Origin of the sequence: Niallia sp. FSL W8-1348, assembly GCF_038006745.1 — a bacterium.
Lineage (GTDB): Bacteria > Bacillota > Bacilli > Bacillales > Cytobacillaceae > Niallia > Niallia alba.
Window position 1 is genome coordinate 1,783,136 of record NZ_JBBOVV010000001.1, and the last position, 22,926, is coordinate 1,806,061.

Here is a 22,926-nt window from a genome sequence, read left to right on the forward strand (position 1 = left end):
TCTAGAGCCGTACATTCGGAATTTCGTCAATAGATGGCTGTGACATCTAATTTCTCACCATAGACTATCTTGTAGAACCCCGGTCTATCAGCCATACCCTCTGCCTCCAGAGAGCTTTCCTCGTCTTTCTCGTTAGGATGACCTTCAACCGACTTCACCGAGCTTATAACCTTCAAGTGTTTTGCACCACCTGAACGCTATTCGGAGGATTAGGCGAGCCTTTCAGGGCGTTACCCCATCATTCGACTCTTCAGATTCTTAGTTCTCCTAGCTTTAAGCTAGTGGCTAATCTTTTCAATTAGCAACGTGTCGCACTATCCTGATACTCATCCACATGAATATATTGAAATTTACGCTGATAGTATTCCAACACTTCTGGTACTCTTTGAAAAAGATGGATTGTCTGCATAATTAAATCATCGAAATCTAACGCTTGGTTTTTGCGTAAACGTCTTTGATACTCTGTATATACATCACTAACAATTTGTGAGAAGTAATCGCCTGCAGTCTTCGCAAATTCTTCTGGAGTAACGAGTTCATTCTTTGAAGAACTAATACTTGCTAGAATAGCACGGGGATCATATTTCTTCGGATCAATATTTCGGTCTTTCAATATACCTTTAATAACAGACTGCTGATCTGTTGTATCCAATATCGTAAAATTCCGGTTATAGCCAATTCGATCAATATCTTTTCTTAAAATGCGTACACACATAGAGTGAAAGGTTGATATCCATATATCTTCACTTGCGCCACCTAAAACAGCTGCAATCCTCTGACGCATTTCCTTTGCTGCTTTATTTGTAAACGTAATTGCCAAGATATTGTATGGATTCACTCCCTTTTCCACCATAAGATAAGCAATTCTCTGTGTTAAAACTCGAGTTTTTCCACTTCCCGCTCCAGCCATAATTAACAAAGGGCCATCTGTTGCTTTAACAGCTTCCTTCTGTTCAGGGTTTAATCCATTTAATATTTTATCTGTTAAAAATTGCATCTTTTCACCACCATAAGAACATATATTCTATTTTAACTTAGATTTATTGTATATTCAACGATTGCTCTTTTTTATTTCAACAGTACGCAATGCAGCAGATAAATCTTTGTAAATAATATTTCCGACTACCACGACATCTGCATAGTTTCCCATTTCCTCTGCTTGTTCTAGCGTTTCAATTCCTCCACCATAAAACAGTACCGTTTCGTTCAACTGACTTTTAGCTGCCTTTACAAACGAAGGGTCACCATAGGCTCCACTGTATTCCAGATAAAAAATAGGCAAATGAAACATTTTCTCTGCCATCAATGCATATGCAGCAACGTCCTCTTCGGATAAATCCATTTTCGCACTCGTTAACTTCGCTGCTTTACAGTCTTTATTTAACACACAATAACCTTGGATTAAGAATTCATCCCAATCCATTAGTTCTCCATATTCTTTTACTGCTTCATGATGAAGACCAGTAATCCATTTTGTATCAGTACTATTTAAAACTGTAGGAATAAAATATAAATCAAATCCGGGTGAAACCGAATCTATTGTTGACACTTCTAATATACAAGGAACCGTGTAACGACGGACACGAGCCATTAGGTTTAGTACATTATCTAACGTAATACCATCCGTTCCACCAATGATGATTGCATCTGTACCAGATTCACATAAACTATCAAGTGCCTCATCAGAGATATCCTTATTTGGGTCTAATTTAAATACATGACGCCATTCGCGCACATCATACATGCAAACTTCCTCCATTCTAACCATTACATCATTTCATTATAGCATTAGATATTCCATCAAAAAAGAAATCCTTCTGTTTAATTGCTTGTAAATATTTCATAAACATTAGAAAAGGGCAAACACCTTGCTTACCGCCATACAAACGGGAATGGTATCGTCTGAAATAAAGGAAACACGGTGAATGGTCAGAAAGCCCATCAGCACCTGGGGATCGGAGTTAAACACCAAATTAACTTCCAAAACCTATTCTTTTTCAACTCTTAAAAAGAATAGGAGGGAACCTCTCTTTTTACTATTGGACGAAAAGGAATTCTCGATTGTTTCATTTTTAACAAAGTAAATATATTTAGATTTCTTCTAGAAAAGGTTAATTTCCCAATAAAGTGAAACTTTCATCAGTGGGGGTTTTCCTTCTTCTCCCACTGATGGTTAGTTGAACCAATCGGACCTTTACGGACAGTTGCTCTCCCTCCTATCTTCCTCGTATTCTCATAAGCTTGAGGCGGGAGGCTTACTGGCCGTTAAGAGTGGGATAAAGTGAAACTTCTATCAGTGGGGTTCCTTCCTCCCCACTGATAGTTAGTTGAACCAATCGGACCTTTACGGACAGTTGCTCTCCCTCCTATCTTCCTCGTATTTTCATAAGCTTGAGACAGGAGGCTTACTGGCCGTTAAGAGTGGGATAAAGTGAAACTTCTATCAGTGGGGTTCCTTTCTCCCCCACTGATAGTTAGTTGAACCAATCGGACCTTTACGGACAGTTGCTCTCTCTCCTATCTTCCTCGTATTTTCATAAGCTTGAGGCAGGAGGCTTACTGGCCGTTAAGAGTGGGATAAAGTGAAACTTCTATCAGTGGGGTTCCTTCCTCCCCCACTGATAGTTAGTTGAACCAATCGGACCTTTACGGACAGTTGCTCTCCCTCTTATCTTCCTCGTATTTTCATAAGCTTGAGGCAGGAGGCTTACTGGCCGTTAAGAGTGGGACAAAAAAAGGACTGTCCAAAAAGAGAAATCTTCAAGTAATAGGAGGTAGCGAGGCTCGTCGTTAGCTACGTACATATTATCTTGTGATTAAATCTCTTATTTAGGACAATCCTTAATTCTTATTCTTCTGCTTTTGTCGGTTCTTCTTCCTTAATACGTGATAGTGCTAATTCGTATGCATCGTTTCCATAATTTAAGCAACGTTTTACACGAGAAATAGTTGCAGTACTTGCACCCGTTTCTTTTTCAATCGTGTGATACGTATTGCCTTCTCGAAGCATCCTTGCAACTTCTAACCGTTGTGATAATGATTGAATTTCGTTCACCGTACATAAATCATCAAAAAACTGATAGCATTCTTCCAATGTTTCGAGGGAAAGAATAGATTTAAATAACTGATCCAATTCTCTTCCTCTTAATTTATCAATTTGCATAGGAAACCTCCATTTTTTCTTTTGACTCTTTTAATGAATAAGCTTTATTGTTTTAAAAACAGTTTTTATAAACCCGCAGACAGAATACACTTCGCTTTCCATGGAAGTCTACATGTATTCTGTCTACTCCGTATTAATCTAAATTTTTTCTATTGTTAACCAACAATAATCTTTTAGAAAACTGACTTTTTAAATAGTCAATCATTCTTTCCATATAACAGCATCCTTTAGTCCAGGAGTAGAAGGAATAATATTAATCCAAGTCTTCCCAGGTACAAATCCAACCTGTTTGTCTCCTTTAAATGGGAGAATGCGTCCGTCTATATTTTTCCAATTAACCTCTTGCCATTTGCCATGCTGCAATAAATAAGCCTGGCCGCCAGATGTTAAATCAATTTCTTTTCTTCCTTTATTGTCAACTACCTTATGGCTAGTCTCTACAATAAAAACATTATCAACTGCAACAGATGCATTTGTTTCATTATCTACCGTTTGTTCTCCATTTGAAAAACGAATATATTTCTGTGCATCTTCGTCATAGATAAACTGCGAATTAAAACTTGGGTTTTTACCATAATTAATACTAACCGATTTTGCCTCTTCTCCCTCCATCGCCTCTAACTCTGTTGCTTTTAGAAATAGTAAAGGTTCTGGTGCCCCTGTGAGCGAATAATTATTTGCCTTTGCGCCCTTCTCAATATTGGCAAAGCTTATGTAAGAATTATGAGGAGCAACTCGGGCAGAAGACCTTTTAAAGAGGGTTCCATCATACTCCATCCCATTTAAATTATCAATATAACCGTTAGTAAGTAGCTTTTTCGCTTCCGGACTATATCCATGGGCAATATACAAGCTATTATACCCCTTTGCTAGCTCGATATAATAATCTCGGGAACTACGGACTGGACCAACTACCTTAGGCTTATAACTTTGATAAACCGCTAGAAAACGAGTGACTTCCCCTTCTGCTAATAATTCATACACAATATCTGCATCTGTAAGTCCTGTTTGGGGTCTCGCATCAGGATGATTATTAATCATAACAGTAACTGCACGGTCTGTACTTTCGGTGTTGCTAGGCAACCCAGTAAGTGGATACAAAGTAGCAAGATCTTCTAGCCCTTGATCATCTTTGACGCCATTTCCAGTTTGATTACCATTATGATTGCTTACATCCTTTGGTTCATCATTACAAGCAGTTAAGGTAAGAAGCAGAAATAGAAAAACAAACAAACTTTTCTTCATAGTCCCCTCCTATTTTTCAATCGACACAACGGAATGCTTTGTGACTTTAAAACCTACTCCCTTTTAGGGAGCAGATCTTTACTTATTAAATATATCAGAATATTCTAATTAAACAATGGGACTCTTTTATATTTTAACGCATTATCGCTGGAAAGAGTACATTTTTATTCATTACATCATATAATCCTTTTTGTGTTATTCGAATATATGGTAAATGGGTAGAGGTAAAAAATACAATCGTATAAATTGGATCCTCATATTGATAGCCCTTGTCTTTAATGTATTCCAACAATTCCTTTTCTTTTTCAATAAGTTCTGCCATTGGCATAGAAGCCATCATACCTCGTAATGGCAATGGAATTTCAATATCTACCTTGCCATTTTTCACTAGTACAATTCCTCCACCTATCTCTTTTAATCGTTCAAATGCAGTTATCATATCTGCCTGACTTTTTCCTAACAAAACAATATCTCCATCCCCAGTATAAGAACTAGCCATTCCTCCAATTTTATTTGTAAATCCTTTTAATAAAGTGTTTATTCGCCATTCTCCTTCTCGATCGAGCAGCATAAAATAACATTCATCATGTTCCTCTGTCAGAATAACATCAGAGACATTTATAGAGATGGAATATGGTTTTGTAATGACCGCATTCTCCAAGCTAATTCCAAATGGCATCGAAAATTGCATATCAAGGCTATTAACACTCCACTTTATATCTAACGGACTTAAGTCAAATTGCTGCCAATCAACGGTTGGATATGCTTCTTTTATTGCCTTTCCATCTTTTTTCACCCAAATTCCTTTTGCTAATACTGAGACAGGCGTTGGATTATTTATATCCTGAAGGAAATTGATATTTGCCACCCTACCTGTTGCAATATTTCCATGCATATGTTCAATCCCATGATATTTTGCAATATTAATGGTTGCCATATTATAGGCGTCTATTACTGGAACATGATTCATTGCTATTTGAATTAATTGATCAATATGCCCATTTTCATAAAAAGAAGATGGTGATCCGTCTGTTGTTAACATAAAATAATCATACTGATCAATTCCTAATTCTTTAATTTCGGTTAATAATTTTGGTAAATCTGGCCGAATAGAAGAGTAACGAAGGCTTACTTTATATCCTTGAAGTAAACGATTTAGCACTTCTTTTCCTGTCATCGCTTCATGATCACTATCTACTCCTAGTAGCATTAATTTTGCTAAGGTTTTCTCAGATGCACCTGGAAAATGTCCTTCGATTCGTTTTCTTAATCGTTTTGTCTCCTGCATCCAATGAAGCATCATATCATCACCATCTAAAAGCTTTGGCCATCCCGTTAATTCTCCACCTTGAATAACCGCATCATGCTCCAGCCAGCTTTTCACATTCCCATGGGAAAAGACTTGTTCTTCCTCATTTAGTTCTGTTTGAGCATCATATCTACTCCACCATAAAATGGTGGAAGGTATCTCTTTCATAAACTCTAAAAAAGTAAACGCTTTCTTTTTTTCTAACTGCATAGCCAAAACTAGGTTGTCATTCACATGTGTAGTTGTTCCAAATTGTGATGTATATTGAGCTAAGGTTAGGGGATTATAAATTTGAAAAGGATGCGCATGTGGTTCCATGTATCCTGGAACTAAAAAGAAATCTGTGCAATCAACAACTTCTGCTTGATCCATTCGTTTTGGCATATCATTGCCCACATAAATGATTCTATCTTGATAAATCCATATATTCGCTATAAGCCACTTGCGTAAAATCTGATTTAAATAAGTGGCATTTATTAGAACCACTGTGGGGGATTTTTCACCATTCAAAATGGATACATGGTCACGCAAAACTTTGTTTTTCCATCGATATCGCTGAGCTAACACTACGCTTCCTCCCTTTTCATATCTGTCTCATGTATATAAAAATGTAGCGAGTTTTCTTTAAATGACTGGGAATTTGCAGGTAATTCCCGAAGATTAACATTATTTTACCATATAAAATAGGAAAACATATTACCGTTTTGTTAAATTTATGTAGGAGGACCGAAACTTATGAATCCAAAACAAAATATAAGTTTAATTAACGCGCTGATTCGCATTGCTTGTGGCTTTGCATTTCTCGCATGGAGTACTGCCAAGATGTCGAGGAAGCCATATAGACAATCCTATTTTCTGATAGCATTGCTTGCTGGAATGAAAATCGCTGAAGGAATTGTCCGCTATTGCCCGGTAGTTGCTCTTTATGAAAAAAAGGACACCATCATGCCTAAAGTTCAACATAAAAACAGTTCCCATACGGAATCCCATCATAATGAGAAAAAAGATTCTTCCTCCACTATGGAAGTGGAAAATATAATGGAACAATTTAGTCCAGAGAAAATCTTTTCCCCAGATGATATGAAAAAATAAGTAATTAGTAAAGGGCGATCCAATACCTATATTCGGGTAGCCCTTTTTTGCATGTAATCAATAGGTTTAGGAATGGCTTAACGTGGTAAATTCAATAACACAAATGAAAGAAGGAGCTGTTAACAATGACAAATCCGAAAAATCCATTAGATTTATACTATACAGAGGAATTTCCAAAACAATATCAAGAGCCTCCCGGTGTACAAGCTAAAATGAATCCACAACCTGACTGTGGAGAAACAAGCTACAAAGGATCTGGAAAATTAAAGAACCGGAAAATACTAGTAACCGGTGGTGATTCCGGAATTGGCCGTGCAGCTGCCATTGCCTATGCCCGCGAAGGTGCTGATGTAGCGATTAACTATCTGCCTGAAGAACAAGAGGATGCTGATGAGGTACAAAAATTAGTTGAAGCAGAAGGTCGAAAGGCTGTTCTAATACCTGGAGATTTAAGTGATGAAAGTTTTTGTAAAGAATTAGTGGACAAAGCCTATAATGAGCTAGATGGACTCGACGTATTAGCCTTAGTTGCAGGAAAGCAACAAGCGGTCGATGATATTATGGAGCTTTCAACAGAACAGCTTCGTAAAACATTCGAAGTAAATGTATTCTCTTTATACTGGGTAGTAAAAGCAGCGCTACCATACTTACCAAAAGGTTCTTCTATCATTACAACTACCTCTGTTCAAGGCTATAACCCTAGTCCGAACCTATTAGATTATGCACCATCCAAATTTGCTATCAATGGCTTTACTCGTGGACTTGCCAAACAATTAGCATCTAAAGGAATCCGCGTAAACTCTGTAGCACCAGGCCCAATTTGGACGGCCTTACAAATTACTGGTGGCCAGCCAAGTGAAGCCATCCCAACATTCGGTCAACAAGCGCCATTAAAACGTGCTGGTCAGCCAGTTGAACTATCGAGCATTTATGTATTTCTAGCATCCGATGAGTCTAGCTATGTGACTGCCCAAATATATGGTATAACAGGTGGAATTGAATTAGCTTAATCCTGTCTTCCAGTTGATTACTGATAGTGGGAGTTCCTCTCTCTGTTGCCTATTGCTTTTATTTTTCATGCTTTTGGGCACTTAGGGGCTCTCTCTGTTACCTTTTGCTTTTGTTTTTCATGCTTACGGGCACTGAGGAGCTCTCTCTGTTACCTTTTGCTTTTGTTTTTCATGCTTACGGGTACTGAGGAGCCCTCCCTGTTACGTTGCTTTTGTTTTTCATACTTTCGGGCACTGAATTATCAAAAACAACAAAAAAATCCCCATATGCAATCACCAATAAAGTGCCACATACAGGGACATCTCCTATTTAATTGCTTTAAATCCAATGTCCTTACGATAGAAAACGCCATCGCTTTCTAATTTCTCTAGTTCTTTATAGACTTTATTCTGGGCATTTTTTAATGTCTTGCTTTTCGCGGCAACTAACAAAACGCGTCCACCATCTGTTGTAAATGCACCATCTTCATTAAGGTTCGTTCCTGCATGAAAAATAGAGACATCTTCCATTCTATCTAAACCTTGAATAACAGCGCCTTTTTCATAAGCATCTGGATAGCCTTTTGATGCAATGACGACACCTATCATATCCTCTTCATACCATTCAATAGTTGGCGTTTCTCCATTTAATACTGATAAGATAACTTCTACAAGATCAGACTTCATTCGCGGTAAAATAACTTGTGTTTCCGGGTCCCCTAGTCTTGCATTAAACTCAATTACCTTTGGACCTTTGTCTGTCACGATTAAGCCAGCATATAAAATGCCTGTAAATGTTCTGCCTTCTTCCATCATCGCTTTTGCAGTTGGCTTCACAATTGTTTCAATGGCTGTTTGTACGATTTTCTGATCAATGTGCGGGACAGGGGAATATGCACCCATTCCCCCTGTATTCGGCCCTTTGTCTCCATCAAAGGCACGTTTATGATCTTGAGCAATTTCCAATGGAATCACCGTTTCTCCATTCACAAACGACATTAAAGAGAATTCTTCACCAGCTAAAAATTCCTCAATAACAACAGTTTCAGAAGCGCTGCCGAATTTTTCACCAACAAGCATGTCCTTTATGCTAGCCAATGCATCTTCCATATTCATTGCAACAGTTACACCTTTCCCTGCTGCTAGTCCATCTGCTTTAATAACAATTGGTGCACCTTTTTCCTCAATATATGCTTTCGCTGCCTCATAATCAGAAAAAGTTTGGTATTCTCCAGTTGGAATATGGTATTTCTTCATTAAATCTTTGGCAAAGGATTTACTTCCTTCTATTTCAGCAGCACGTTGATTCGGACCAAATACTTTTAAGCCAGCAGCTTGAAATTGATCTACTACACCAAGAAGTAACGGTACTTCAGGACCAACAATGGTTAAATCAATTTTTTGTGTTTGGGCAAAATCAACTAATTTCGCTACCTCCGTTTCCTTTATTGCAATTCGTTCTGCCACATCGGTCATTCCGACATTTCCTGGCGCTACAAAAACTGTTTCTACTTTGTCACTTTCGCTTACCTTTGTACAAATCGCGTGCTCCCGACCACCACGGCCAATAACAAGTACATTCATCACGTATCCCCCAAGCTTAAAGATATAGCTGTTTTCGTATACTCTGTTGTTTTCATCCAGTCAGTTAACGGTAAGAACAATTCCGTTCCATTACGCTACAGACACTTGCTTCCGCGGAGAGGAGACTGAGTCTATCGGTTCTCAATCTTTCCTCTCCTAAAGTAACAATCTCATCTAAAACAGTTGAAGATATTAATGTTTGAAATGTCTTACTCCTGTCAATACCATCGCAATTCCATATTCATTTGCCTTCTTGATTGAATCTTCATCACGAATACTTCCACCCGTTTGGATAATAGCTGTGATTCCTGCTTTCGCCGCTGCTTCAACGGTGTCATCCATTGGGAAAAATGCATCAGACGCTAACACTGCTCCAGTCGCTTTTTCGCCAGCCTGCTCTAACGCAATTTTTGCAGAACCGACGCGATTCATCTGGCCTGCTCCAACACCTAGCGTCATTTCTTTGTTATTTACTACAATGGCATTTGATTTAACATGCTTCACGATTTTCCAACCGAACTTCAGTGCTTCCCATTCTTCCTCTGTAGGTTTCTTCTCTGTAGGAATCGTAATCGCTGCATCGTCTAAAGAATAGCGATCGAAATCCTGTGTTAATAACCCACCCTCAATAGAAGTAAACTTCATTTCTTTACTGCTGCCTGTTCCAAAAGGAATCGTCAATAATCGAATATTTTTCTTTCCTTGTAAAATTTCTAATGCCTCTTGAGAATAAGAAGGAGCAATGACAATTTCTAAGAAAATTTCATGTAATTTTTTTGCAGTCTCAGCATTTACTTCTCTATTTAATGCGATTATGCCACCAAAGATAGAAACTGGATCTGCTTCATACGCTTTAGAGAAAGCTGTAAAAATATCTTTCCCTGTTCCAACCCCACATGGATTACTGTGCTTGATAGCAACAGCAGCAGGTTCCGTAAACTCCTTAACGATTTGAATGGCCGCATCTGCATCATTGATGTTGTTATAAGAGAGTTCTTTTCCGTGTAATTGAGTTGCGTTTGCAATCGAAAATTCCGATCCTAGAGGCTTGCGGTAAAATGCTGCCTTTTGATGCGGGTTTTCTCCATAGCGTAAAGATTGCTTTAGTTCATATGTAACTGTTAATTTCTCTGGTGTTTCCTCTTGCGTAAGTTCTGTCATATATTCTGCAATCATCGCATCATAAGCAGCTGTATGACGGAATACTTTCGCTGCAAGTTTACGTCTTGTTTCAAAAGCTACTTCGCCATCTTGCTTTAATTCCGCAATAACCGTTTGGTAATCAATAGGATCAACCACTACTGATACATACTGATGATTCTTTGCCGAGGCACGAAGCATTGTTGGTCCGCCGATGTCAATATTTTCAATTGCATCTTCTACTGTTACATCTGGCTTAGCAATCGTTTGTTGGAAAGGATATAAATTAACACAAACGATTTGAATAGGGTCAATTTTGTGTTCTTCTAATTGTGTAGCATGGCTAGGCTCATCAAATTTAGCAAGCAAGCCACCATGAATATACGGATTTAAAGTTTTCACTCTTCCTTCCAAAATTTCAGGAAAGCCAGTGACTTCACTTACACTCATTACAGGAATCCCACTATCTTGAATGGCTTTCTTTGTTCCACCTGTAGAAATCAACTCAAAACCTAATTCATGAAGCTCTTTTGCAAAATCTGTAATACCTGTTTTATCAGAAACACTAATTAACGCTCTTTTTTTCATCATTATTCCTCCTGATATTTCATGCCTGTTAATTTCTTAAGTATAATGTCCGTACGTCTATTGATGGAAAGCTTCTTTATTATAAAGCAAGTGCTGGATTACCTTTGGATATAGTTGGTGCTCCAATACTTGGATTTTCTCCTGAATGCTTTCCCTTGTTTCTTCTTCTGTTAAAGTAATTGCCTCTTGCGCTATAATTGGTCCTGTATCCATCCCCGCGTCCACATAATGAATCGTAATGCCCGTTTGTGAAACTCCTGCCTCTAAAGCTTGACCAATTGCATCCTTACCTGGAAAAGCTGGCAGAAGAGACGGATGAATATTGATAATTTTTCCTGCAAAAGCTTGTAAAAGCGTACCACCTACTAATCTCATATATCCTGCAAGAACAATTAAGTCAATCTTGTTCGTTTTTAGATGTTTTAAAATTTCTCGTTCGTAGTCTGCTTTTTCTTGATAATTCTTTGCTGCAAAAACAAAGGTGGGAATTTCTTCTTTCATCGCTCTATCAATAACATAAGCTCCCGGTTTATCAGAGACTAATAGGGTAATAGAAGCATTCAATTCGCTTCGTTTTACTGCATTTACTATTGCCTGAAAGTTCGATCCGTTACCAGAAGCAAAAACAGCAATCCGCTTCATTTCCATTCCTCCACCATTATTTGAGGATGATCTTTATTTCTCCATCCTCTGTAACTCTTCCGATTGTATAAGCCTTTTCACCAATACGAGCAAAATGAGCAATTACTTGTTCCTCTTCTTCTTTACTAACAGCAAGGACCATTCCAGTTCCCATATTAAAAATGTTATACATTTCCTTGCGGTCAATCCCGCCGATTTTCTCCATTTTTTTAAAGACAGCTGGGACTTCCCAATTCGATTCATCCAATTCCATTCCAAATCCCTCTGGAAGCATTCTTGGAATATTTTCGATAAATCCGCCTCCGGTAATATGAGCGAGACCTTTAATATCAAATTCCTTTAGAGCAGAAAGAACTGGTTTGACATAAATTCTAGTCGGCTTGATTAATTCTTCTCCTAATGTACAACCAAATTCTTCGATATAATCAGATAGAGACATATTAGCTTGTTCAAAAAATAATTTTCGTACAAGGGAGTAGCCATTGCTATGAATTCCATTAGAAGCTAGACCAATCAAGACATCACCTGCTTGAATTGTTTCGCCAGTTATCAGATTTGCCTTTTCACAAGCTCCTACAGCAAAGCCTGCTAAATCGTATTCTTCCTCCTCATACATTCCTGGCATCTCCGCTGTTTCTCCGCCAACCAAGGCACATCCGGCTTGTTCACACCCGTCTGCAATTCCTTTGACAATCGCCTCGATCTTACTAGGCTCTGCTTTTCCACAAGCAATATAGTCAAGGAAATAGATAGGTTCTGCTCCTTGGACTACAATATCGTTTACACACATTGCCACAGCATCGATTCCAATCGTGTCATGCTTATCCAGCATAAAAGCGAGCATTAGCTTTGTTCCTACTCCATCTGTTCCTGATACTAAAACAGGATTTTGCAAATTTAGAACAGATAAATCGAACATGCCCCCAAATCCGCCTAATCCACCCATCACGCCTGGACGAATTGTTTTTTTCACATGCTTTTTCATTCTTGTTACTGCTTCATAGCCTGCCTCTATATTAACTCCTGCTTGTTTATAAGCCTCAGCCATTTTGTGCCTCCTAAAAAGTCTGTTTTGATTCAATGGAAAAGCGACATCTACTCATGCCGCTTTTTCTTTTTTTTATGTTCCGTATTCTTACACCTTTTCATATGGGTGATCAGCATTTGGATAAATTTCAGTTGGGTATTTACCAGTAAAGCAGGCTAAACAATGCCCTCTATTTTCTCCATCATCTGTACGACCAATCGCATCAATCATTCCTTCTGTACTTAAGAAGATAAGAGAATCAGCTCCAATTATTTCACGAAGTTCTTCTACTGAATATTTTGATGCAATTAACTCTTCTTTTGTTGATGTATCAATTCCATAGAAGCAAGGATTTTTAATTGGTGGAGAACTGATTAGTACATGTACTTCTGTTGCTCCTGCTTCTCTTAACATCGTCACAATACGTCTACTCGTGGTTCCACGAACAATGGAATCATCGACCATAATCACTCTTTTTCCTTCTACCACTCCGCGAACAGCAGAAAGCTTCATCTTAACGCCTTGCTCACGAAGAGATTGGGAAGGTTGAATGAATGTTCTACCAACATAGCGATTTTTAATCAATCCAAGCTCATACGGAATGCCAGTTGCTTCCGCATATCCGATTGCCGCAGAAATACTAGAATCTGGTACTCCAGTGACTACATCTGCTTCAATTGGTGCTTCAAGTGCTAATCTTTTCCCAAGATTTTTACGTGCTGTATGAACATTAATCCCATTGATATTACTATCAGGTCTGGAGAAATAGACATATTCCATTGTGCACATTGCGATATTAGAAGCGACAGAGAACATCTCTGAACGGAAGCCATTATCATCGATGATTAAAAGTTCTCCTGGTAAAATATCACGAATAAACTCTGCTCCTACCACATCAAAGGCACATGTCTCTGAGGCAACAACATAAGCATCTCCTAATTTTCCTAAAGAAAGGGGACGCATTCCATTTGGATCTAAGGCAACCATTAATTCTGTTTCCGTTAAAATAAGAAAAGCATACGCACCTTTAATCATTGTCAGTGCATTTTTCACTCTTTCTTTAAACGCGGCAAATCCGCCTCTTCTAATTAAATGAGCAAGGACTTCCGTATCAGAGCTTGTTTGAAAAATACTTCCTTGCGCTTCTAGTTGGCTTTTTAAAGCAGTAGCATTTACTAAATTTCCGTTATGAGCAAGTGCCATGCTTCCACTTTGGAAGTGGAACAGAAGAGGCTGGACATTTTCGTATCCGCCGCCTCCTGCTGTTGCATAACGTACATGTCCAATGGCCGCTTTTCCATTTAATTCTTTGATTGCTTCTTGGGTGAAGATTTCTGAAACTAGCCCTTCTCCTTTAATTCCTTTTAACTTCTCCCCATCTGTTGCCACAATACCAGTGCCTTCTTGGCCACGATGCTGTAAACTATGCAGTCCATAATATGCTAATTGAGATGCATCTTCATGTCCCCAAACACCAAAAATGCCACATTCTTCATTTAACCCTCTTATTTCAGCAAGCATGGAATAGCTCCTCTCCAGGCATCCGTTAACGAATCGACCTGTTCATTTACTAGAATAGTTTCCCCTTGGCTAATGGTAAGAACGGTTGAATCTGTCACTTCTCCTACTAGTGTAGCAGGAACTAATTTTTCAAAAGTTTCTTTGTTTTCTGGTTTAATAGAAAGCAAGAAACGTGATTGAGATTCACTGAATAGTGCTGTTACTGCATCAGCTGTAACCTCTACTTTTGCTCCTAAATTTTTTGAGCTCATTAGGCTTTCTGCAACTGCGACTGCTAAACCGCCTTCTGCTAAATCATGAGCGGACTCTACAACGCCTGCACGGATGGCTTCTAGTACTGCTTTTTGATAAGCTTTTTCCACTTCTAAATCTAAGGAAGGTGCCTTGCCGGAAATAGAACCTTCTAGCATTTTTTGTAATTCACTTCCGCCAAAGTCTGCTTTTGTTTCTCCAAGCACATAAATTAAGTCACCAGCTGCTTTAAAGCTTTGGGTAGTAATATCTTTCGTATCTTTTATTAATCCAACCATCCCAATAACAGGAGTAGGATAGATAGCTGTTCCATTTGTTTCGTTATATAGAGAGACATTTCCACCGATTACTGGCGAATTTAATGCTAAGCAAGCTTCACTGATTCCATCTGCTGCTTTTTCAATTTGCCAAAAAATCTCTGGTTTCTCTGGATTTCCAAAGTTTAAGTTGTCTGTAATAGCAAGTGGTTCTGCTCCAGAACATACGATATTACGAGCTGCTTCTGCTACTGCAATTTTACCGCCTGTTTCTGGATCTAAGTATAAGTATCTTGCATTACAGTCTGTTGTCATCGCTAATGCTTTCTTTGTTCCACGAATACGTACCACTGCTGCATCAGAACCTGGTGCAACTACTGTACTCGTACGAACCATATAGTCATATTGATCATAAACCCACTCTTTACTTGCAATAGTAGGCTGTTTTAGTAGATTAAGAAGTGTTTCTCCGTAGTTATCTACAGTAGGAATATAGTTTTCCATTGCTTGGAACTCGCGGTAATAAGCAGGTTCACTAGATGGTTTGTGATATACAGGTGCATCCTCTGCTAGAGCATCTGCCGGAACATTTGCAACTACTTCCCCTTTATGAAGAAGACGTAGCATTTTATCATCTGTTACAACCCCAATTGCTACTGCCTCTAAATCATATTTATGAAAAAGATCTTTAATTTCTTGCTCTCTTCCTTTTTTCACAACAATTAGCATACGCTCTTGTGATTCAGAAAGCATCATTTCATATGCTGTCATTCCTGTTTCGCGCTGTGGTACTAAATCTAAATTCATTTCAATACCTGAACCAGCTTTACTTGCCATTTCCGCACTTGAACTAGCTAGCCCTGCAGCCCCCATATCTTGAATACCTACTAATGCATCTGATTGAATCAATTCAAGACATGCTTCTAAAAGAAGCTTTTCCATAAATGGATCTCCTACTTGTACAGCAGGACGCTTTTCATCGGAGTTCTCTGTTAATTCTTCAGAAGCAAATGTCGCACCATGGATACCGTCACGGCCTGTTTTAGCACCTACATACATCACTGTATTACCAACTCCATGTGCCTGCCCTTTTTTAATATCCTCATGATTAATTAAGCCAACACACATAGCGTTAACAAGCGGGTTCCCAGCATAAGAATCATCAAAGGCAATTTCCCCGCCGACTGTTGGAATCCCAATACAGTTTCCATAACCTGCAATTCCAGCTACTACTTCTTTAAAAAGGTATTTCGTACGGTCATTATCTAATTCACCGAAGCGTAATGAGTTAAGAATGGCAATTGGTCTTGCTCCCATAGAGAAAACATCACGAATAATTCCACCTACACCAGTTGCTGCTCCTTGATATGGCTCAATTGCTGACGGATGGTTATGACTTTCAATTTTAAAAGCAACCGCTTGACCATCGCCGATATCTACAATTCCTGCCCCTTCACCAGGTCCTTGTAACACTTGAGGCCCTGTTATTGGGAATTTTTTCAATACTGGCTTTGAGTTTTTGTAACTACAATGCTCTGACCACATTACAGAAAATAGTCCAATCTCTGTGTAGTTAGGAAGGCGACCGAGAATTCCTTCTACCATCGCAAACTCTTCATCCGTCACACCCATTTGTTTGTAAATTTCTTCTGCTTTAATTTGTTCTGGACTTGGTTCAAGCATTAACGACATTTGCTTCCCTCCACTGACTAACGATTGATTTAAATATTTTCAGACCATCTGCTCCGCCTAAAAGCTCATCAACTGCTCTTTCTGGGTGAGGCATCATCCCAAGAACATTACCTTTTTCATTCATGATTCCAGCAATATTCTCCAAACTTCCATTTGGATTTGTACCATTATAAGTAAATACGATTTGGTTATTTGCTTTCAATTTCGCCAATGTTTCCTCATCACAGTAGTAATTGCCTTCTCCGTGTGCAATTGGTACGGTAATTGCTTCGTTTTCTTTATATTCAGAGGAGAACATGGAATTATTGTTTGTTACTTTTAGTTCTACTGGCTTGCAGATGAACTTTAAGCTTTCATTTCTTCTCATGGCACCAGGTAGTAAACCTGCTTCTAATAGTATTTGGAATCCATTACATACACCAAGAACCGGCTTGCCTGCTTCTGCTGCTTTCACTACTTCTTTCATTACATTACTGAATCTTGCGATCGCTCCTGTACGAAGATAGTCTCCATAGGAAAATCCCCCCGGCAGCAAAATTCCATCAAAGCCTTCTAAACTGTCTGTATCATGCCATACGTATTCTACGTTTTCTCCAAGCTCATCCTTCACCGCATGAAACATATCCACATCACAATTGGATCCTGGAAACACGATTACTGCAAACTTCACTGTGCAACAACCTCCTCAACCTCATAGCGGTAATCTTCAATAACCGTATTAGCAAGCAGCTTTTCACACATTTCCTTTACCAGCTCATCAATGTTTCTTTCAGATTTATCAATCGTTAATTCTAAGTATTTTCCGATACGTACATCTTCTACTTCTTTATAATTTAATGAATGCAACGACCCCTTCACTGCATTTCCTTGTGGATCTAATACACTTTCTCTTAAGGTGATATATACTTTAACTTTAAACATGTTGACTGCCCCCTAGTCTCGCTAAAATATTTTCATAAGCATCTGTTAGATTTCCTAAATCACGTCGAAATACATCCTTATCTAATTTCGCATTGGTTTCTTTATCCCAAAGGCGGCATGTATCTGGAGAAATTTCATCAGCAAGTAGAATATTTCCTTCTTTGTCTTTTCCGAATTCCAACTTAAAATCAACTAAATTAATTCCCAAGTCTCCGAAAAATCCACTTAATACTTCGTTTACTTCGAGTGCCTTTTTCTTTAAAAAGGCAACTTCTTCTATATCCGCAAGCTTTAATTCTTCGATATGGTCTTCCGTAATCATTGGGTCACCTAACGCATCATCCTTGTAATAGAATTCAACCAACGGCTTTGATAACGGAATGCCTTCTTCTATTCCTAATCTTTTTGAGAAACTGCCCGCTGCTAAATTACGAACAACTACTTCTAATGGAATTATGTCCACTTTCTTTACAAGCTGCTCTGTTTCAGACAATTTTTCTACGAAATGTGATGGAATACCAAAGTCTTTTAACTTTAAAAATAGTAGACTAGTAATCTCATTATTTAATCGACCTTTGCCTGTAATAGTTGCTTTCTTCTCACCATTAAAAGCAGTAGCGGAATCCTTATATTCCAACCACACAATATTCTCATCCGAAGTTTCATACACTCTTTTTGCTTTTCCTTCATACAATAAAGCTCTCTTTTCCATTTGAAGAGTCTCCTTATCAAAAAAATTAGGGATAAAACGAAAAATTCATACTTGCAATACCTTACTTAAAATTCAATTTTTTCTGATTTTAAATTTTGTATGAGAGCCGTCATTTTATTGACAGCTCTATTTTTTTATAATCCAAGTCGATCAAAAATTGTATCAACATGTTTAATATGGAAATGGTAATCAAAGCAATCATCAATTTCTTCTTTTGTTAACTTAGAGGAAATTACTGAATCGTTATCTACTAACTGACGGAATGGTACTTGCTTTTCCCATGATTCCATTGCTCTTGGCTGCACAGTGTCATACGCTTCTTCTCTTGTAAGCCCCTTATCAATTAGAGCAAGTAATACTCGTTGTGAGTAAATTAAGCCAAGGGTACGATCCATATTGCGTTTCATATTCTCTGGGAATACAGTTAGATTTTTCACGATATTGCTGAAACGGTTTAACATGTAATTCAATGCGATTGTTGCATCTGGAATAATAATACGCTCTGCAGAAGAATGAGAAATATCTCTTTCATGCCATAGAGGCACATTTTCATAAGCAGTTAGCATATAGCCACGAATAACACGAGCAAGTCCTGCCATGTTTTCTGAACCGATTGGGTTACGTTTATGTGGCATAGCCGAAGAGCCCTTTTGTCCTTTAGCAAAAAATTCTTCTACTTCTCTCGTTTCACTTTTTTGCAATCCGCGAATTTCTACTGCGAATTTTTCAATAGAAGTAGCGATTAATGCTAGAGTAGACATATAATCTGCATGACGATCGCGTTGCAACGTTTGTGTAGAAATCGGTGCAGGTTTCAATCCTAATTCTTCACATACATATTGCTCTACAAAAGGATCAATATTAGCATAAGTTCCTACTGCACCAGAAATCTTACCATATTCAATCCCTTCAGCTGCCGCTTTAAATCTTTCTAAATTACGTTTCATTTCTTCATGCCATAGAGCAAGCTTCAAACCAAATGTTGTTGGTTCAGCATGTACCCCATGTGTACGGCCCATCATAACGGTATATTTATGCTCTTGTGCTTTATTCTTAAGTACTTCAATAAAGTTCTCGACATCTTTTAATAAAATCTCATTTGCTTGTTTAATTTGGTAAGAAAGGGCCGTATCTACTACATCTGTAGAAGTTAAACCATAATGTACCCATTTTCTTTCTTCTCCAAGTGTTTCCGATACTGCTCTTGTAAATGCTACAACGTCATGTCTTGTATCTAGCTCAATTTCTTTAATACGCTCGATATCAAATGAAGCATTTTCGCGAATTTTTTTTACGTCCTCTTCTGGAATTTCACCAAGTTTTACCCAAGCTTCACAGGCTAAAATTTCTACCTCTAGCCATGCTTTAAAGCGATTTTCCTCTGTCCAAATGTTTCCCATCTCTGGTCTTGTGTAACGATCAATCATTGTTTATCCTCCGATTTTTTCTGTCTGTACATTCCATATGTCCATATTCTCGATTTCATCTAATGCAATTTCAACAGATGAACGAAGCAATGTAGCGTGCCCCATCTTTCTATTTTCCTTTGGATCTTCTTTTCCGTAAAGATGAATCTTCCAGTCCTGTAAATCTGGAATCTTATCAACCACCTGAGCTTGATGTTGACCGAGAATATTAACCATGACAGCAGGTCTTAGTAATCTAGTACTTGCTAACGGCCAATTACACACTGCACGGATATGCTGCTCAAACTGTGAGGTTTCACATGCCTCAATTGTATAATGCCCCGAATTATGTGGTCTAGGAGCCAACTCATTAATATAAATCTCTTCGGCTTCCGTCAAGAACATTTCTACAGCTAGCGTTCCTACTAAATGTAAGTACTCAGCTAACTTGCTCGCTTTTTCTATCGCTAAGTCCTTTGCGAAGTCACTAATTCGAGCTGGAACAATTGATTCATGTAAAATATTATTAAGATGGATATTTTCACTTACTGGAAAAACTGTAGATTCTCCTTTTCCACTTCTCGTGATAATAACTGATATTTCCTTTTCAAAAGGAATCCATTTTTCTAATACACAAACACCACTATTTAAAAGCTTTTCCGCATCTGTTATTTGACTGCTTTCTCTAATAACATATTGACCTTTTCCATCATAACCTCCACGCGCTGTTTTTAAAACAGCTGGATAGCCTAATTGTGCTATTCCATTATAAATATCACTCGTTTTTTCGACAACAACATATGGAGCTATTTTGATACCAGCTTGCTCTATTGCCTGTTTCTCTTTCACACGATCCTGCGTAATTTCAAGTAAGGCAGAGCCTTGTGGAACATAAGTATTGTTCGTTAGCCAATCGAGACAAGCTGCATCTATATTTTCAAATTCATACGTAATGACATCACTAATTTCCGCTAACTTCTTAATTGCTGATAGACTATCATAGGCATCTACAATTTTATAATCAGCTACCTGGCCACAAGGTGAGTCTTCTGTAGGATCTAACACGGCAATTCTAAATCCCTGTGCTTTTGCTGCAATTGCCATCATACGCCCTAACTGGCCGCCACCTATAATGCCAATTGTTTGACCTGGCAGTATTATTCTATTAGACAAGCTCATCACTACTTTCCATCACTTCTTTTTTCGTTCTTTCTCTCATGGAAAAAAGTCTTTCTGCTAATCCTAAGTCTGTAGTTCCAATTATTTGGGCTGCAAGAAGTCCTGCATTTGTAGAACCTGCTTTTCCAATTGCTACAGTTGCAACAGGAACTCCTCCAGGCATTTGTACAATTGACAATAAGGAATCAAGTCCATTTAAAGCTTTTGATTGAACAGGGACTCCTATAACTGGTAAAGTCGTCTTAGCTGCGACCATTCCTGGAAGGTGTGCTGCTCCGCCAGCTCCTGCAATAATTACTTTAATCCCTCTATTTCTAGCACTTTCGGCATATTCAAACATTAAGTCAGGAGTACGATGAGCTGAGACTACTTTTTTCTCATAGGCTACTTCTAGCTGATCTAATATGCTACAAGCATGTTTCATTGTTTCCCAATCTGATTTACTCCCCATGATAACACCAACAGATGCGGTCATGTTCTCCCTCCTGATTCCATTTAAAAAAGCCCTAGACAGAAAACTTCTACACTAAAAGAGAGAAAGTATCTGTCCAGAGCTTAATAAACCTGAAAAAAATAAACTTCTACTTTTTTCAGCTCTTTTTCATTCACTTTCCCTCATAGTCCAGTATTTTACGGTTACTGGGTAGAAACTTATGGACCATATTCCCATTATTATATGAGGGCTATTCAATTAATTTTATTTATTATCTTGTTTACTAACACTATACCATCTTAACAAGCATATTTATATGTTGTCAACAGTAAATGTCGAACGATTAATATAAATTCATTTTTATTGTTCGTGATTTAACTTTCTAACTGTACAGCTTCAAAGATTATTTGCTGTGATACTGGCTCATAAGTCATATGACCGTTCCCCTTTACTTCTTTAAAAACAGGCTTTTCCAATCGCTTTATCGGTGTATAACCTTCCTTCTTCATTCTGTCTAAACAGTCATTAATTGACTCATTTGTTTGCACTTCAAATCTTTTTTTCTTACTCATTAAATAATTTTCCTTTCTTGACACTTTTCACCCAAAATCCGCCATAAATTGTTTTAGGCTCATATGCAATAATAAATGCTTTTGGGTCTAGTTCTTTAATTGTTTGATATAATTTTAATTCATATTTTCGCGGAGTCAATATTTGCAAGGACATACGGTCACCTTCCAAGCCCTGTGCTGCCCACGTAGTCACACCATAACCTTTTGTTCTTAAGGAATTGGGCAAATCACGATCATATTCCTTCGTTATTACATTAACAGTAATATATCCTAAAGCCAGCTTTTCCTCAATCTTCATTCCAACTACGACTCCTATTCCATATCCAACCGCATAGGCAATCAAGTTTTGAATTTGATCCAAATTATCTAAAACTAATCCTAAACCAATAACATAAACGACTACCTCTATCATACTGATAAAGGCAGCTAGATAACGTTGCCCCTTTAAAGTTAGTATCATCCGTATCGTAAAGAAAGAAACATAAACAATATTAATTACGAGAATAATAAATATCATTGTAGCACTATTTTCAAACATACATTTTCTCACTCCCATATGTATTTATAATTCCTATATCATACTTATAATTACCTAATGCGAGAGAAGTAAACAATTTTATCTCCCTTGACAAAAGACAGATAAATCTGAAAAGTTCCTATATAATAGAAGAAAGTCGGATTTTTTTATGTGTAATATGGTGGCTTAGTTCTAATTGAAAAACGAGTGTGAAGGATTTTTGTTGTTTCTATAAGAAAAGATATGATGAAGAGTAATAAGTATGTACTATTTTGTTAGCATCCACCTATTAGGCCTTTAGTTGAGGGAATAGGTCTAATACGATATAATCCAAAGATCACAATATGATCCACCAAAAAATATATGGTCAAAATCACAAAGATATGAGCAAATCATGATATTTATGTTCCAAACTATCTATTAGCTATTTAGTTTGCTAACGTTCAAAAAAAGACCTAAAAGCAATAAGCCTTTAGGTCTTTTCATTTGCCTGGCGACGTCCTACTCTCACAGGGGGGGAACCCCCAACTACCATCGGCGCTGAGAAGCTTAACTTCCGTGTTCGGTATGGGAACGGGTGTGACCTTCTCGCTATCGCCACCAGACTATTTTATTTTGAGGTTATTCCCTCAAAACTAGATTATGAAGTAAAAGAAAGAAATAAGTAATCTTTCTTAGCTTACGC

The 22,926-nt window shown here is 37.9% G+C and carries 20 protein-coding genes, 1 rRNA gene, 1 pseudogene and 1 riboswitch; of the genes and pseudogenes, 2 read left to right on the forward strand and 20 right to left on the reverse strand.

Translation table 11 applies throughout. From position 1 onward, the window contains the following. Window positions 1-313: 313 nt before the first annotated feature. The 5 genes and pseudogenes from NST60_RS08480 to NST60_RS08500 form a co-directional block, all read right to left on the reverse strand. A pseudogene (locus NST60_RS08480) lies at window positions 314-997 on the reverse strand (UvrD-helicase domain-containing protein); the annotation flags it as partial. Between the two features lie 54 nt (window positions 998-1,051). After that, window positions 1,052-1,744 carry a heptaprenylglyceryl phosphate synthase gene (locus NST60_RS08485; RefSeq protein WP_101729556.1) on the reverse strand — a complete coding sequence of 231 codons (693 nt, stop codon included), beginning with the start codon at window positions 1,742-1,744 and terminating at the stop codon, window positions 1,052-1,054. A 1,104-nt stretch (window positions 1,745-2,848) separates the two neighbouring features. Then, window positions 2,849-3,163 (reverse strand): YerC/YecD family TrpR-related protein, encoded by a 315-nt coding sequence (locus tag NST60_RS08490; protein WP_016205045.1) that lies wholly within the window; start codon window positions 3,161-3,163, stop codon window positions 2,849-2,851. Window positions 3,164-3,364: 201 nt separating this feature from the next. Continuing rightward, entirely contained in the window at window positions 3,365-4,408 is a 1,044-nt protein-coding gene (locus tag NST60_RS08495) for a DUF3048 domain-containing protein (RefSeq protein WP_169187780.1), read from the reverse strand. 133 nt (window positions 4,409-4,541) lie between these two features. Beyond that, window positions 4,542-6,284 carry an adenine deaminase C-terminal domain-containing protein gene (locus NST60_RS08500; RefSeq protein WP_341098654.1) on the reverse strand — a complete coding sequence of 581 codons (1,743 nt, stop codon included), beginning with the start codon at window positions 6,282-6,284 and terminating at the stop codon, window positions 4,542-4,544. Between the two features lie 168 nt (window positions 6,285-6,452). On the opposite strand from NST60_RS08500, the gene NST60_RS08505 reads away from it, so the two are divergent. After that, the gene (locus NST60_RS08505; RefSeq protein WP_016205042.1) at window positions 6,453-6,809 is read left to right on the forward strand and encodes a YgaP-like transmembrane domain; all 357 of its coding nucleotides are present in this window, start codon (window positions 6,453-6,455) and stop codon (window positions 6,807-6,809) included. Window positions 6,810-6,934: 125 nt separating this feature from the next. Beyond that, window positions 6,935-7,819: an SDR family oxidoreductase gene (locus tag NST60_RS08510; protein WP_016205041.1), complete on the forward strand. Its 885-nt coding sequence runs from the start codon at window positions 6,935-6,937 to the stop codon at window positions 7,817-7,819. 306 nt (window positions 7,820-8,125) lie between these two features. Here NST60_RS08510 and purD read toward each other — a convergent pair whose 3' ends face one another. The 15 genes from purD to rrf all read right to left on the reverse strand — a co-directional run bounded on the left by purD (window position 8,126) and on the right by rrf (window position 22,846). After that, on the reverse strand, window positions 8,126-9,382 hold the full coding sequence (gene purD, locus NST60_RS08515) for a phosphoribosylamine--glycine ligase (RefSeq protein WP_016205040.1): 1,257 nt from the start codon (window positions 9,380-9,382) through the stop codon (window positions 8,126-8,128). A gap of 192 nt (window positions 9,383-9,574) precedes the next feature. Further along, window positions 9,575-11,110 (reverse strand): bifunctional phosphoribosylaminoimidazolecarboxamide formyltransferase/IMP cyclohydrolase, encoded by a 1,536-nt coding sequence (purH, locus tag NST60_RS08520; RefSeq protein WP_169189596.1) that lies wholly within the window; start codon window positions 11,108-11,110, stop codon window positions 9,575-9,577. A 57-nt stretch (window positions 11,111-11,167) separates the two neighbouring features. Continuing rightward, complete coding sequence (gene purN / locus NST60_RS08525) at window positions 11,168-11,752, reverse strand: phosphoribosylglycinamide formyltransferase (protein ID WP_016205039.1); 585 nt, start codon at window positions 11,750-11,752, stop codon at window positions 11,168-11,170. 16 nt (window positions 11,753-11,768) lie between these two features. Then, window positions 11,769-12,800, reverse strand: coding sequence for a phosphoribosylformylglycinamidine cyclo-ligase (gene purM / locus NST60_RS08530; RefSeq protein WP_169187777.1), 1,032 nt, complete (start codon window positions 12,798-12,800; stop codon window positions 11,769-11,771). A gap of 87 nt (window positions 12,801-12,887) precedes the next feature. Then, the gene (purF, locus tag NST60_RS08535) at window positions 12,888-14,300 is read right to left on the reverse strand and encodes an amidophosphoribosyltransferase (protein WP_016205037.1); all 1,413 of its coding nucleotides are present in this window, start codon (window positions 14,298-14,300) and stop codon (window positions 12,888-12,890) included. Beyond that, window positions 14,285-16,501 (reverse strand): phosphoribosylformylglycinamidine synthase subunit PurL, encoded by a 2,217-nt coding sequence (purL, locus tag NST60_RS08540; protein ID WP_328021452.1) that lies wholly within the window; start codon window positions 16,499-16,501, stop codon window positions 14,285-14,287. Before purL ends, purF begins: the two co-directional genes overlap by 16 nt. Then, the gene (gene purQ / locus NST60_RS08545; RefSeq protein ID WP_328021451.1) at window positions 16,485-17,171 is read right to left on the reverse strand and encodes a phosphoribosylformylglycinamidine synthase subunit PurQ; all 687 of its coding nucleotides are present in this window, start codon (window positions 17,169-17,171) and stop codon (window positions 16,485-16,487) included. The genes purL and purQ overlap by 17 nt, the downstream gene beginning before the upstream one ends. Then, window positions 17,168-17,422, reverse strand: coding sequence for a phosphoribosylformylglycinamidine synthase subunit PurS (gene purS, locus NST60_RS08550; RefSeq protein ID WP_016205034.1), 255 nt, complete (start codon window positions 17,420-17,422; stop codon window positions 17,168-17,170). Before purS ends, purQ begins: the two co-directional genes overlap by 4 nt. Further along, window positions 17,415-18,134: a phosphoribosylaminoimidazolesuccinocarboxamide synthase gene (purC, locus tag NST60_RS08555; RefSeq protein ID WP_328021448.1), complete on the reverse strand. Its 720-nt coding sequence runs from the start codon at window positions 18,132-18,134 to the stop codon at window positions 17,415-17,417. The genes purS and purC overlap by 8 nt, the downstream gene beginning before the upstream one ends. Before the next feature lie 134 nt (window positions 18,135-18,268). Then, the gene (gene purB, locus NST60_RS08560) at window positions 18,269-19,561 is read right to left on the reverse strand and encodes an adenylosuccinate lyase (RefSeq protein WP_016205032.1); all 1,293 of its coding nucleotides are present in this window, start codon (window positions 19,559-19,561) and stop codon (window positions 18,269-18,271) included. Window positions 19,562-19,564: 3 nt separating this feature from the next. Further along, window positions 19,565-20,719, reverse strand: a complete 1,155-nt coding sequence (gene purK, locus NST60_RS08565; protein ID WP_016205031.1) for a 5-(carboxyamino)imidazole ribonucleotide synthase — start codon at window positions 20,717-20,719, stop codon at window positions 19,565-19,567. Beyond that, entirely contained in the window at window positions 20,706-21,194 is a 489-nt protein-coding gene (gene purE, locus NST60_RS08570) for a 5-(carboxyamino)imidazole ribonucleotide mutase (protein ID WP_169187773.1), read from the reverse strand. The genes purK and purE overlap by 14 nt, the downstream gene beginning before the upstream one ends. 123 nt (window positions 21,195-21,317) lie before the next feature. Then, window positions 21,318-21,419: riboswitch (purine riboswitch) on the reverse strand. Window positions 21,420-21,526: 107 nt separating this feature from the next. Further along, a complete protein-coding gene (locus NST60_RS08575) occupies window positions 21,527-21,724 on the reverse strand; it encodes an NETI motif-containing protein (protein ID WP_016205028.1) in 198 nt (65 codons plus the stop codon). Further along, on the reverse strand, window positions 21,717-22,262 hold the full coding sequence (locus NST60_RS08580; RefSeq protein ID WP_169187772.1) for a DUF2179 domain-containing protein: 546 nt from the start codon (window positions 22,260-22,262) through the stop codon (window positions 21,717-21,719). Before NST60_RS08580 ends, NST60_RS08575 begins: the two co-directional genes overlap by 8 nt. Window positions 22,263-22,729: 467 nt before the next feature. Then, window positions 22,730-22,846: ribosomal RNA gene (rrf, locus tag NST60_RS08585) — 5S ribosomal RNA — on the reverse strand. Between the last annotated feature and the right edge of the window lie 80 nt (window positions 22,847-22,926).